Source organism: Flavobacterium xizangense, from assembly GCF_054075145.1.
In genome coordinates this window covers 675,436-688,161 of the sequence record NZ_JBSIPG010000001.1, presented here as the reverse complement: position 1 = coordinate 688,161, position 12,726 = coordinate 675,436, and the positions used below count along the sequence as shown (strand labels likewise).

Annotated in this window: 12 protein-coding genes; 11 read left to right on the top strand and 1 reads right to left on the bottom strand. The window is 34.5% G+C overall.

The features are described 5' to 3' along the window. The first annotated feature begins 95 nt into the window (after window positions 1-95). Window positions 96-1,781 carry a sodium/sugar symporter gene (locus tag ACWA1B_RS02920; protein ID WP_456904393.1) on the top strand — a complete coding sequence of 562 codons (1,686 nt, stop codon included), beginning with the start codon at window positions 96-98 and terminating at the stop codon, window positions 1,779-1,781. Window positions 1,782-1,934: 153 nt separating this feature from the next. Continuing rightward, window positions 1,935-2,540, top strand: coding sequence for a hypothetical protein (locus ACWA1B_RS02915; RefSeq protein WP_456904392.1), 606 nt, complete (start codon window positions 1,935-1,937; stop codon window positions 2,538-2,540). 20 nt (window positions 2,541-2,560) lie between these two features. Here the strand turns inward: ACWA1B_RS02915 and ACWA1B_RS02910 are convergent, their stop codons facing one another. Further along, the gene (locus ACWA1B_RS02910; RefSeq protein ID WP_456904391.1) at window positions 2,561-3,811 is read right to left on the bottom strand and encodes an NAD(P)/FAD-dependent oxidoreductase; all 1,251 of its coding nucleotides are present in this window, start codon (window positions 3,809-3,811) and stop codon (window positions 2,561-2,563) included. A 101-nt stretch (window positions 3,812-3,912) separates the two neighbouring features. Here ACWA1B_RS02910 and ACWA1B_RS02905 point away from each other — a divergent pair, with 101 nt between their 5' ends. From ACWA1B_RS02905 to ACWA1B_RS02865, 9 genes are all read left to right on the top strand, one after another. After that, window positions 3,913-5,433 carry a flexirubin biosynthesis tyrosine ammonia-lyase FlxA gene (locus ACWA1B_RS02905; RefSeq protein ID WP_456904390.1) on the top strand — a complete coding sequence of 507 codons (1,521 nt, stop codon included), beginning with the start codon at window positions 3,913-3,915 and terminating at the stop codon, window positions 5,431-5,433. A 37-nt stretch (window positions 5,434-5,470) separates the two neighbouring features. Beyond that, window positions 5,471-6,694, top strand: coding sequence for a WG repeat-containing protein (locus ACWA1B_RS02900; protein WP_456904389.1), 1,224 nt, complete (start codon window positions 5,471-5,473; stop codon window positions 6,692-6,694). Window positions 6,695-6,722: 28 nt separating this feature from the next. Beyond that, entirely contained in the window at window positions 6,723-7,454 is a 732-nt protein-coding gene (gene fabG / locus ACWA1B_RS02895) for a flexirubin biosynthesis SDR family reductase FlxB (RefSeq protein WP_456904388.1), read from the top strand. 83 nt (window positions 7,455-7,537) lie between these two features. After that, window positions 7,538-8,773, top strand: a complete 1,236-nt coding sequence (locus ACWA1B_RS02890; RefSeq protein WP_456904387.1) for a beta-ketoacyl-[acyl-carrier-protein] synthase family protein — start codon at window positions 7,538-7,540, stop codon at window positions 8,771-8,773. After that, entirely contained in the window at window positions 8,766-9,020 is a 255-nt protein-coding gene (locus ACWA1B_RS02885) for an acyl carrier protein (RefSeq protein WP_456904386.1), read from the top strand. Before ACWA1B_RS02890 ends, ACWA1B_RS02885 begins: the two co-directional genes overlap by 8 nt. Beyond that, window positions 9,020-9,898: an LpxL/LpxP family acyltransferase gene (locus ACWA1B_RS02880; protein ID WP_456904385.1), complete on the top strand. Its 879-nt coding sequence runs from the start codon at window positions 9,020-9,022 to the stop codon at window positions 9,896-9,898. Before ACWA1B_RS02885 ends, ACWA1B_RS02880 begins: the two co-directional genes overlap by 1 nt. Window positions 9,899-10,233: 335 nt before the next feature. Beyond that, window positions 10,234-11,136, top strand: coding sequence for an NADPH-dependent FMN reductase family protein (locus ACWA1B_RS02875; RefSeq protein ID WP_456904384.1), 903 nt, complete (start codon window positions 10,234-10,236; stop codon window positions 11,134-11,136). A gap of 19 nt (window positions 11,137-11,155) precedes the next feature. Further along, entirely contained in the window at window positions 11,156-12,289 is a 1,134-nt protein-coding gene (locus ACWA1B_RS02870; protein ID WP_456904383.1) for a dialkylresorcinol biosynthesis protein DarB, read from the top strand. Beyond that, entirely contained in the window at window positions 12,289-12,720 is a 432-nt protein-coding gene (locus ACWA1B_RS02865; protein ID WP_456904382.1) for a hypothetical protein, read from the top strand. The genes ACWA1B_RS02870 and ACWA1B_RS02865 overlap by 1 nt, the downstream gene beginning before the upstream one ends. The last annotated feature ends 6 nt before the right edge of the window (window positions 12,721-12,726 follow it).

Below are 12,726 nucleotides of genomic sequence, written 5' to 3'. Positions count from 1 at the left end.
AAAATAATAGGTTTCGGAAATTATAATTAAAAATGAATTTATAAAACCACTTTACAAACAATCACCTATACTAATTTTTTAAAATACTATTAACAATGAACCAGAACCTCGCTTTCGCCGATTATGCGGTTTTTATTATTTATTTCATCGTAGTTTCTGCCTACGGTTACAGCGTTTACCGCAAGCGTAAACAAGACGAACATGATGCTAAAGCTTATTTCTTGGCTGAAGGAAATTTAACTTGGTGGGCTATTGGAGCTTCTTTAATTGCTTCAAATATCTCGGCTGAACAATTCATCGGAATGAGCGGTGAAGGTTTCTTTTTAGGAATCGCAGTTGCTGCTTACGAATGGCTTGCTGCTGTTGCTTTAATTATAGTAGCGGTTTGGTTTATTCCTGTTTATCTTAAAAACAAGATTTACACGATGCCTCAATTCTTAAAAACACGTTACAACGAATCGACTGCTTTGATTATGGCAGTTTTCTGGTTGTTTTTATATGTTTTTGTAAACTTAACTTCTATCCTTTATTTGGGAGCTGTTGCTATTAACGGACTTGCAGGTGGAGAATATCTGCATGTAATCATGATTGGATTGGCTGTTTTTGCTTTATTCATCTCTTTAGGAGGAATGAAAGTTGTAGCTTATACAGACGTTATTCAGGTTGCGGTTTTAATTATTGGAGGTTTAGTAACTTCTTATATTGCTTTGACAACTGTTGGAAGCGCTTTTGGAGTTGGAGAAAATGCGATTGAAGGTTTCAAGGTTTTAATGAGAGAGGCACCTGAGCATTTCAAAATGATCATTCCAAGACCAACAGCGACTTCATCTCAACTTGAAATAGACAAATATTTAACTTTCCCAGGTTTGATGTCTTACCTTGCTGGTATCTGGATCATCAACTTAAACTATTGGGGATGTAACCAATACATCACACAAAGAGCTTTAGGTGCTGATTTACAAACGGCTCGTACAGGAATTTTGTTTGCTGGTATGTTAAAATTATTAATGCCTCTTATCGTGATGCTTCCTGGTATTGCAGCTTATGTTTTATACCAAAACGGAGAATTGCCTCAATTAGTTGGAGGAAAAGATGGAGCTTACTCAGCCATTTTAACTTTCCTGCCAACAGGTTTAAAAGGACTTTCTGTTGCAGCTTTGACTGCGGCAATTGTAGCTTCGTTAGCTGGAAAAGTAAACAGTATCTCGACTATTTACACATTAGATGTTCATAAAAAATACATTCAAAAAGAAGCGGGTGAAAAACAACAAGTAAACATTGGTAGAATTGCGGTTTTTGCTGCAATGCTTTTAGCTGTTTTATTTACATGGAATGATATTTTAGGAATTGGAGGAGTTGGTGGATTTACCTATATCCAAAAATACACTGGATTCATCAGCCCTGGAGTTTTCGCTATGTTTTTCCTTGGTATGTTCTGGAAAAGAACAACTGGAACTGCAGCAATCGTGGGTGTAATTTTAGGATTTGTTTTATCTGTTTTATTCAACGAATATGCACCTGCTTTATTCGGAAACGAAACTTTACTTTATACTGCTTATCCTAACGGAAAAGGAGCTTTTGAAATTCCTTTCCATATTTGTATGGGGTTATCATTCTTCTTTACGATGCTGGCTATGATCGGAATCAGTTTTGCTGGACCAAAAGTAAATCCAAAAGCGTTTGAAATTGACTCTGAAATGTTTAAAGTAAAACCACAAACTACAGTTTTAATCGTAATTACATTATTGATTATTGTTGCACTGTACGTTAAATTCTGGTAGTATAATTTTTTACTATATTATTTTTTGAAGATTAAAAGGCTGTCTGATGATTAGACAGCCTTTTTTTATTTGATAAAATTTTCAAGAGAAAAAACCATAATCTGACCGATTTGGTTATTTTTGGCCAAAAAAATAAACTAACAAACCTAACAAATGAAAAAACTAATTATTGCCTGTTTCTTTATTTCAGCAACTGCTTTCTGTCAGGACATGGAAATTTTAAATGGAAACTTTGATTTTTTAAAAGATCAAAAAGAAATCAACGTAGAATTTGATTATAGTAATTTTACTATGATGAAAGAAAACAAACCGGAAGCACAATATGTTGAAGAACACAAAGCCGATTTAGATAAAAAAGCAAAAGGAAACGGAAATCTTTGGCACAAAAGATGGGTTGTTGCCAAAGACCAAATCTGGACTCCAAAATTTTTAGAAATAGGAAATATTGTATTAGCCAAAGCAGGTAAAGACGTAAATTTTCAGGAAGGTTTAAAAACTCCTTATACTTTAATTGTAAAAACAGTATGGATTTATCCAGGATGGGATGCCGGAATTATGAAACAACCAGCAAAGGTGACTACTGTTTTGTCTTTCGTAGAAACAGCCAACAAGTCTAATGTTTTATTAGAAATTTCAAGCATAGAAGCTCCGGGAGATCAATGGGGAAATAATTTCAATAACGAAACCCGAATTGGTGAAGGATATGCCAAAACAGCAAAATCGTTATCTAAACTTTTATTGAAAAAAGCATTCAAATAAAATCATAAAAAAAGCCCTGATTATTCAGGGCTTTGTTCTTTTTGCATATTTAGTAAATACGCCATATTTGCTATTACGTGATCATGTTTCTTCACAAACGGATTTTCTTCATTCCAAACATATCCTGCTAAAACCGAACATATTTTCTCTTTTACTTCAGGATTTTCAGGCTGATGGAAAAACAATGTTTGTAAGTTTCCTGTGTACCATTCTTGAACATAAGTGGTGAAAACTGCTATTCCGCGTTTCATATATTGCGCAAATTCAACTTCCCAATCAACAGGGATTCCTTGTGATTCTTTCAAATATAATTTCGCTGCCAACATTCCTGATTCGGTTGCAAAAGCTACTCCGGATGAAAAAACAGGATCAAGAAATTCAGAACTGTTTCCTGTCAAAGCAAAACCGTCACCATACATTCTTTTTACAGCTCTTGAATAATTTTCCAATTTTACTGGTTCAAATAAAAATTCAGTTCCTTTAAATCTTTTAATATAATAGTCTGATTTCTGAATTGCATTTCGCAAAGCTTCAGCGTTATCTTTATTTTCAGAAAGCGAATTAATAAAATCCGTCGGACCAACAACTCCTAAACTGGTATTTCCATTTGAAAACGGAATTACCCAAAGCCAAACTTCAGTTTCCAAAATATCAAACGAAATTTGAGTTCCCTCCTCGCCTTCTTCTCTGTTTATATCTTTAACATGTGCAAAAATCGAAGAATGCGGATCTAGTTTTGATGGCGTATCTAAATCTAAAAGTCGTGGCAAAACACGTCCATATCCGCTGGAATCAACAATAAATTTAGCGTGAATTTCTTTTAAATTTCCATCCTTGTCTTTTACAATTGTTTTCGATTTTTTTCCTTCAAAAGAAACTTCCAGAACTTCAGTTTCAAATTCTAAGTCAATTCCTTTTCTAACTACTTCCTGCGCCATTGTGTTGTCAAAATCGGCGCGCGGAACCTGCCAGGTCCAATCCCAGCCTTCTCCAAATTTCTGACTGAAATCAAAAACACAAATTTCTTCGCCTCTGATAAAACGGGCTCCTAATTTTTTTTCAAAGTTCATTGCGTTTAACGCATCATATAGCTCCGCCTCCGCAAAATGATCCATCACTCGCGGAATAAGGCTTTCGCCGACCACAAGTCTCGGAAATTTTGCTTTTTCTACAACTTTGACCTTGACATTATTTTTATGAAGATACGATGCCGAAACGCATCCCGAAGGTCCTGCACCAATCACTAAAACATCAACAAACTCCTTTGTCATAATAAAAATGTTATGAATTATTAACTTACATTTGCCATCATCAAAATAACTACATTTATTTTGATAAATAAAATTAAATTAGCACAATCAAATACGGTTTAATGAACACAATTAATGAATATTTAAGTTTAGCAGAATTCGAGTCAATCATTTTTGGAAATAATAAAGTTGCAATCAGTGATGTCGTTTTAAATCGAGTAAATGAAAGCTTTAATTTCCTGAAAGAATTTTCGGGGAACAAAATAATATATGGCGTAAACACTGGTTTCGGGCCAATGGCTCAATATAGAATTAAAGAGTCAGACCAAATTCAGTTGCAATATAATTTAATTCGAAGCCACTCTTCCGGAACGGGAAAACCATTAAGTCCTGTTTGTGCTAAAGCGGCAATTTTGGCACGTTTGAATACACTTTCATTAGGGAATTCTGGAGTTCATCCTTCAGTTATCCACTTGATGGCGGAATTAATTAACAGAGATATTACACCTCTAATTTTTGAACACGGTGGCGTTGGTGCAAGTGGCGATTTAGTTCAATTATCACATTTAGCTTTAGTTTTAATCGGCGAAGGTGAAGTTTTTTATAAAGGCGGAAGAAGACCAACCAAAGATGTTTTTGCAATTGAAGATTTAAAACCAATTCAGGTTGAAATCAGAGAAGGTTTGGCTTTAATCAACGGAACTTCGGTAATGACAGGAATTGGTGTTGTGAATGTTCATCATGCTAAAAAATTATTAGACTGGTCATTAAAATCTTCTTGTGCCATAAACGAATTGGTTCAGGCGTATGACGATCATTTTTCGGCAGAATTAAACCAAACAAAACGTCATAAAGGACAACAGGAAATCGCAGAAAGAATGAGACAAAATCTTTCTGACAGTACTTTAATCCGCAAACGTGAAGATCATTTATATTCTGGAGAAAACACCGAAGAAATTTTCAAAGAAAAAGTTCAGGAGTATTATTCTTTAAGATGCGTTCCACAAATTTTGGGACCGGTTTTAGAAACGATTAATAATGTTGCTTCGATTTTAGAAGACGAATTCAACTCGGCAAACGACAACCCAATTATCGATGTAAAAAACCAACACGTTTATCACGGAGGAAATTTCCACGGCGATTATATTTCGCTTGAAATGGACAAACTGAAAATTGTTATTACAAAATTAACCATGCTGGCAGAACGTCAATTGAATTATCTACTGAATTCAAAAATCAACGAAATTCTTCCTCCATTCGTAAACTTAGGAACATTAGGATTTAATTTCGGAATGCAGGGTGTTCAGTTTACAGCAACCTCAACAACTGCCGAAAGTCAAATGTTGTCGAACCCAATGTATGTGCATTCGATTCCAAACAACAATGACAATCAGGATATTGTAAGTATGGGAACAAATGCAGCGGTTATTACCTCAAAAGTAATCGAAAATGCTTTTGAAGTTTTGGCTATTGAAATGATTACCATCGTTCAGGCAATTGATTATTTAGGTCAGAAAGATAAAATTTCATCGGTTACTAAAAAATGGTACGATGATGTTCGCCATATTATTCCGGAATTTAAAGAAGATCAGGTTATGTATCCTTTTGTTCAAAAAGTAAAAGATTATCTGATCAACAGCTAAATTTTTTTTCGCATATTAATTATTGAATCTTAAAATCATGAAAAAACCGCTTATTTTTTTGTTGCTAGTTTTCATTCAATTTGTTAATAGTCAAGAACTGGCATTAGTTAAAAAGAATTCAAAAATCGGATATATTTCCAAAGACGGATCTTTTAAAATCGAACCTCAATACAAATCTGCCAGAAGTTTTTCTGAAGGGTTGGCTGCTGTAGAAAATGGCGGAAAATGGGGATTTATTGATGCAAAAGGAACTTGGGTAATTCCGGCCGAGTTTAATAATGCCAAAGATTTTAACAGCGGAATTGCAATCGTACAAAAAGATAAAAAGTGGGTTTACATTAATACAAAAGGCGAAGTTCAAAAAGCTCCAGCTTCAGAAAAATTATTTGATTTTGACAATGGCGTTGCTTTTATCAGACAAAACAACAAAGTTGGATTAATCAATAATAAAATGACTGTTGTTTTAGAACCAAAATACGATCAGATCAAACCTTTTGAAAATGGTTTTGCCAGAGTTGAACTGAACAAAAACTGGGGAATCATAAACACAGCCGGAAAAGAACTTGTTGAACCTGTTTATGCTGAAATTGGAAATTATTTCAAAAACACAACCTGGGCAAGAAAAGATAAAACTTTCGGTCTTGTAAGTTCAGGGAAATTTATTCCTGTTGACGGTGCTGAAAAAATCTGGGATTTTGAAACGCAGGATTTGACATTTGCTAAAAAAAACGGAAAAATCGGTTATATTGACTTAAAAGGAAATTGGACAATTCTACCTATATATGATAAAGGAAAAGCGTTCTCAAAAAACCTGGCGCCGGTTTTAGTTGGAAAAAAATGGGGATTTATTAATCCGGAAGGAAAATTTGTAATTGAACCAACTTACAATGATGCCGAAGTTTTCAGTTCCAACGGATTGGCTCCGGTGAAAGAAAGCAATTGGGGATTCATAAATGAAACCGGAAAAATAGTAATCCCGACACAATACGGAATTACAACAAATGCCATTATCGCCATGTTTACACAGCAAGACAAAGGATTTATTGATGGTGTTGCAAGAGTAAAAAACGAAGGAAAATGGGGTTTTCTTAAACCAGACGGAACAGTTTTAAGCAATCAATGGTTTGAAAATGCTGAATTATTTTCGAAATCAGAAAAAAATCAAACAGTTGAAGCTGTAGCAGAAAAACCTAAAGAAGAAACCAAGCCAGCAAAAACTGCTACAAAACCAGCAAAAAAACCGGTCAGCAAGAAAAAATAATATTTAGCCCAAAATAAAATCAACATAAATGAAATGTGTATTAGTAACAGGCGGTTCAAGAGGAATTGGAAGTGCAATTTGCAAAAAATTAGCCGTTGAATCTGATTATCATATTCTGATTAATTATCATTCTAACCAAACCGCTGCTGAAGAAACACTTCAGGAAATACAAAAATTAGGCGCAACCGGAGAAATTCTGGGTTTTGACGTTTCTAATTTTGAACAAGTACAAGATGTTTTAACAAAATGGCAGGGCGCCAATCCTGAAGCTCTAGTTGAAGCGATTGTAAACAATGCCGGAATTACAAAAGACGGTCTTTTTATGTGGATGACTCCCGAAGACTGGAACGGAGTTGTGAACACAAGTGTAAACGGATTTTTTAATGTAACGCAGTTTTTCATTCAAAAAATGCTGCGCAACAAATATGGTCGAATTGTAAATATGGTTTCGGTTTCGGGAGTTAAAGGAACTGCCGGACAAACTAATTATTCGGCTGCTAAAGGCGCTATTGTTGCCGCTACAAAAGCTTTGGCTCAGGAAGTGGCAAAACGAAACATTACAGTAAATGCTGTTGCGCCAGGTTTTATCAGAACTGATATGACAAGCCAACTCGACGAAAAAGAATTATTAAAACTAATTCCTGTAAATCGTTTTGGAGAAGCAGAAGAAGTTGCTGATTTGGTAAGCTTTTTGATTTCTAAAAAATCAAGTTATATTACCGGCGAAATTATTAATATAAACGGAGGAATATATTCTTAAGAATACTATGTTTGCATAATATTTTAAGTTTTTTAAAACATAGAAAATCACACTTTAAGGATAAAAAATTACTTTGAAAGACAATGAATAAGAGAGTTGTAATTACTGGAATGGGAATTTATTCTTGTATCGGAACTTCTTTAGATGAAGTAAAGGAATCTTTATACGAAGGGAAATCCGGAATTAAATTTGATCCAGAAAGAAAAGAATTTGGTTTCCAGTCGGCTTTGACCGGAATGGTTCCAAAAGCTGATTTAAAAAATTTATTGACTCGCAGACAGCGTATGAGCATTGGTGAAGAAACCGAGTATGCTTATATGGCGACTATCGAAGCATTGAAAAATGCGAATATCAACGATGCTTTTTTTGAAGAAAGAGAAGTTGGAATTATGTACGGAAACGACAGCGTTTCTAAAGCTATTATTGATGCTACAGATATTGTCCGCGAGAAAAAAGATACTGCCTTAATTGGTTCTGGTGCCATTTTTAAATCGATGAATTCTACCGTTACGATGAATCTTTCAACGATTTTTAAACTTCGTGGAATCAATTTAACCGTAAGCGCGGCCTGCGCAAGCGGATCTCATTCTATCGGATTGGCTTATTTTTTAATAAAAAGTGGTTTTCAGGATATTATAATTACTGGCGGAGCCCAGGAAATCAACAAATATGCCATGAGCAGTTTTGATGGTTTGGGTGTTTTTTCGAATAGAGAAAACGAGCCTGAAAAAGCCTCAAGACCTTTTGACGCCGGACGTGACGGATTGATTCCGAGCGGCGGTGGTGCGACGTTAATTTTAGAAAGCTACGAATCGGCAATTGCAAGAGGCGCCAATATTATTGCCGAAGTTTCCGGTTACGGATTTTCATCAAACGGCGGACATATTTCAACTCCAAATGTCGAAGGACCAGCCACAGCAATGAAAAGAGCTCTTGACGATGCAAAGCTAAATGCATCAGAAATTGAATATATAAATGCGCACGCAACTTCAACTCCGGTTGGAGATGCAAACGAAGCTAAAGCTATCTTTGAAGTTTTTGGTGAGAAAAATCCTCCTGTAAGTTCTACAAAATCAATGACAGGCCACGAATGCTGGATGGCCGGAGCAAGCGAAATCATTTATTCTATTATTATGATGCAGAACGATTTCATTGCGCCAAACATCAATTTGGAAAATCCAGATGAAGATGCGATGAAATTAAATTTAGTTAAAACGACGTTAAACAAAAAATTTGACATATTTTTGTCCAATTCTTTCGGTTTCGGAGGAACCAACTCTGCGTTGGTGGTTAAAAAGTTTAAATTGGACAATGAATAAAGAAGAGATTATAACGAAAATTAATGGTTTTTTGGTTGATGAGTTTGAAGTAGATAATGATGAAATTGAACCAGATGCTAATTTAAAAGATACACTTGGATTAGACAGTTTAGATTATGTTGATTTAGTCGTTTCAATAGAATCTAACTTTGGTGTAAAACTAGTTGAGGCTGATTTCGTTGGAATTGCAACTTTTCAAAACTTCTATGATTTGATCGAAGCCAAACTAAAAGCTAAAGCTGCTTAATGAGTCAATGGGATGGCAAATCAAAAGGTACTGTTTTAGGTTATAAAATATTCGTTTTTTTGATACAAAAAACGGGTGTGAAATCTGCTTATGTCTTACTTTATTTTGTTGCTTCTTATTACTTTTTGTTTCTGAAGAAAAGCAATCAGGCAATTTTTTACTATTTCAGAGAAAGACTTCAGTATTCTTATTTTCAATCAAAAAAAATGGTTTTCAAAAGTTATTACACTTTTGGACAAACTATTATTGACAAAGTTTCGATTTCAGCCGGAATGCGAAACAAATTCACTTATGAATTTGACGGAATCGAAATCCTGAAAAAACTTTTGGCCGAGAAAAAAGGTGGCGTTTTAATAAGTGCGCACGTTGGAAATTTTGAAATCGCCGAACATTTTTTTGGCGACATCGATCTTGATTTTCAAATCAATCTTGTAACAACAGATTTGGAACATTCTGCAATTAAGCATTATCTGGAAAGCGTTACGCAAAAATCATCCGTAAAATTTATTATCATCAAAGACGATTTATCTCATATTTTTGAGATCAATGCGGCTTTGGCCAATAACGAACTAGTTTGTTTTACTGGCGACCGTTATTTTGAAGGAACCAAATCACTTTCTGAAGAAATTTTGGGTAAAGAAGCTAATTTTCCAGCAGGCCCATTTTTAATCGCTTCAAGATTAAAAGTTCCTGTTGTATTTGTATATGTAATGAAAGAACCAAATCTTCATTATCATTTATACGCGAGAGAAGCAACAGTAAAACATCGCGACGAAAAAGGTTTATTAAAAGAATACGTAAAAAGCGTTGAAAGCATCTTACAGAAATATCCACTGCAATGGTTCAACTATTTTGATTTTTGGAATGATGTGACATAGTGAGTAAAGAATCTCGCAAAGACGCGAAGTCGCAAAGTTTTTTTAAAGTAAGATTCAATAGCGTCCAGCTTTAGCTGGATGAAAATATAGACACAATCACAGGGCTTTAGCCAAATCGTAAAGTTTGGCTAAAGCCCTTTCTTATTCAAATCTTATTCCCCTAGCTGAAGCTAGCGGCTATTGAAAATAAACTTTGCGACTTCGCGTCTTTGCGAGATTAAAAACGCAACACAAATCCGAGCTTAAAAAAACTTATAAAACGAAACACTAAACAAGAAAATTCGTTTAAAATAATTTACTTATTTTTGCTCGCAACCAAAGAAAGTAAACCTAAAATGAAAAATGTTCTCGTTATTTTTTATTCTCAATCTGGACAACTAGAATCCATTGCGCGTAATATTGCCAAACCCTTTTTAAATTCAGATGAAATAAAAGTAACTTTTCATGAAATTCAATTAGAAAAACCTTTTCCTTTTCCTTGGAACAAAACTACTTTTTTTGATGCTTTCCCAGAATCGTTTCTTCAAATTCCAACGGCTTTAAAACCAGTTCCGGACGAAATTCTGAACACAAAATTCGACCTTATTTTATTGCATTATCAGGTTTGGTATTTAACGCCTTCCATTCCTATGAACTCTTTTCTGAAAAGTGCTGACGGTAAAAATATTCTAAACAGTACTCCCGTTATTACTATAAATGGTTCCAGAAATATGTGGATAATGGCACAGGAAAAAGTCAAAGTTTTATTGCAGGAAGCCAATGCAAAATTGGTTGGAAATGTTGCGTTAGTCGATCGCGTTGGAAATTTAATTAGCGTAATCACTATTGTAAACTGGATGTTTTCAGGAATTAAGAAACGGTATTTAGGGTTTTTCCCGTTACCAGGAGTTTCTGATAAAGACATTCAAGAATCAGATAAATTCGGCGAAGTGATGCTTTCACAATTTAAACAAAATAAATTAGAAGATTTACAACCAAAGTTAGCCGAAATTGGAGCCGTAAAAATCAGTCCGTATTTAGTGACTGTAGACAAAACGGCTAATAAAATCTTTAATAAATGGTCTAATTTCATTCATAAGAATCAAAAAAACAGAAAACTGCTTCTTAAATTATTTTATGTTTATTTATTCCTTGCAATATGGGTAATCTCGCCAATAGTATATATATTGCATGTTATTAGCTATCCGTTTAAGATTAAAACTATAAAAAAAGAAACTCAATACTATCAAGGAGTTTAGAAGAGGAGAAAATTATATTATGTTTGACGTATATATTACCAAAGCCGCAAAATATTTGCCTAATGAAGCTGTTTCAAACGATGAAATGGAGAATTATTTAGGACTAATAAACGATACTGCTTCAAAAGCAAGACGCATTATTTTGCGCAATAATAAAATTACAAGCCGATATTATGCCGTTGACAAAAATGGCAAAAGCACGCATAGCAATGCTGAACTTGCTAAAAATGCGATTTCACAGCTGTTTGATGAAAATTTCACCGATCAGGATTTAGAAGTTCTTTCCTGCGGCACTTCGTCGCCAGATGTTTTTGCACCTTCGCATGCAGCAATGGTTCACGGATTATTGAAAAACAAATCGGTTGAATTAAACTCTTCTTCTGGAATTTGTTGTTCTGGAATGAATGCTTTAAAATATGGTTTTCTTTCGATAAAATCTGGAAATTCTAAAAATGCAGTTTGTACAGGATCTGAAAAAGTTTCGACCTGGCTTTCGGCACAAAAATACAATCATGAAATCATCAACTTAAAAAATCTGGAAGAACAACCAATTATTGCGTTCAAAAAAGATTTCTTACGTTGGATGTTATCTGACGGAGCTGGTGCTTTTTTATTGGAAAATAAACCAAGCGGAACTGTTTCTTTAAAAATCGAATGGATGGAAGCCTATTCGTATGCATTCGAATTAGAAGCCTGCATGTATGCCGGAGGAGACAAAACAGAAAATGGCGACATCAAACCCTGGAGCGATTTCAAACCTGAACAATGGCTGAACGAATCTGTTTTTGCAGTAAAACAAGATGTAAAATTATTAGACGAATTTATTCTGCCAAAAGGTGTCGAAAGTATGTGCGACGCCATGGCAAAACATAATGTTACTTCCAACGATGTTGATTACTTTTTGCCACACGTTTCTTCTTACTTTTTTGTTGAAGGACTAAAAAAAGGACTAGACGAAAAAGGAGTTGTAATTCCATCTGAAAAATGGTTCATGAACCTTTTAAAAGTTGGAAATGTCGGCTCAGCTTCGATTTATATTGCAGTTGAAGAATTGATGAATTCTGGAAAATTAAAAAAAGGAGACAAAATTTTATTGTCAGTTCCAGAAAGCGGACGTTTTTCATTTGCTTATGCGTATTTAACCGTTTGCTAATGAATGCTTCAGTACTTTTAGAAAAAGAAGCGGTTGAAAATCTGCTTCCGCAAAAGTTTCCTTTTGTAATGGTAGATCGCATGGTTTCCTATTCAGAAACAGGATTAATTTCTGGTTTGAAAATTCAGGAAAGCAATATTTTTTTAGAAGAAAATTCTTTTTTAGAAGCCGGATTAATTGAACACATGGCCCAATCTGTTGCTTTGCATACCGGTTATCAATTTTTTTTAAAAAACGAAACTGCTCCAACTGGCTATATTGGTTCTATTAAAGATATTCAGATTAAAAAATTGCCTGAAATCAACGATACAATTCAGTCGAATGTTACCATTTTGCAGGAATTTGCAGGAGTAACTTTAGTGGATATTGTGACATTTTTGAATGATGAAGAAATTGCAAGCGGACAAATGAAAACTGTTTTAGCAAAATAATACGAC

What these genes read in the sequence shown, in the direction of transcription:
- ACWA1B_RS02915 (WP_456904392.1), top strand. Translation starts at nt 1,935, where the DNA reads ATGAAAAAACTAATTATTGCCTGTTTCTTTATTTCAGCAACTGCTTTC.
- fabG (WP_456904388.1), top strand. Translation starts at nt 6,723, where the DNA reads ATGAAATGTGTATTAGTAACAGGCGGTTCAAGAGGAATTGGAAGTGCA.
- ACWA1B_RS02905 (WP_456904390.1), top strand. Translation starts at nt 3,913, where the DNA reads ATGAACACAATTAATGAATATTTAAGTTTAGCAGAATTCGAGTCAATC.
- ACWA1B_RS02890 (WP_456904387.1), top strand. Translation starts at nt 7,538, where the DNA reads ATGAATAAGAGAGTTGTAATTACTGGAATGGGAATTTATTCTTGTATC.
- ACWA1B_RS02870 (WP_456904383.1), top strand. Translation starts at nt 11,156, where the DNA reads ATGTTTGACGTATATATTACCAAAGCCGCAAAATATTTGCCTAATGAA.
- ACWA1B_RS02880 (WP_456904385.1), top strand. Translation starts at nt 9,020, where the DNA reads ATGAGTCAATGGGATGGCAAATCAAAAGGTACTGTTTTAGGTTATAAA.
- ACWA1B_RS02875 (WP_456904384.1), top strand. Translation starts at nt 10,234, where the DNA reads ATGAAAAATGTTCTCGTTATTTTTTATTCTCAATCTGGACAACTAGAA.
- ACWA1B_RS02910 (WP_456904391.1), bottom strand. Translation starts at nt 3,811, where the DNA reads ATGACAAAGGAGTTTGTTGATGTTTTAGTGATTGGTGCAGGACCTTCG.
- ACWA1B_RS02865 (WP_456904382.1), top strand. Translation starts at nt 12,289, where the DNA reads ATGAATGCTTCAGTACTTTTAGAAAAAGAAGCGGTTGAAAATCTGCTT.
- ACWA1B_RS02885 (WP_456904386.1), top strand. Translation starts at nt 8,766, where the DNA reads ATGAATAAAGAAGAGATTATAACGAAAATTAATGGTTTTTTGGTTGAT.
- ACWA1B_RS02900 (WP_456904389.1), top strand. Translation starts at nt 5,471, where the DNA reads ATGAAAAAACCGCTTATTTTTTTGTTGCTAGTTTTCATTCAATTTGTT.
- ACWA1B_RS02920 (WP_456904393.1), top strand. Translation starts at nt 96, where the DNA reads ATGAACCAGAACCTCGCTTTCGCCGATTATGCGGTTTTTATTATTTAT.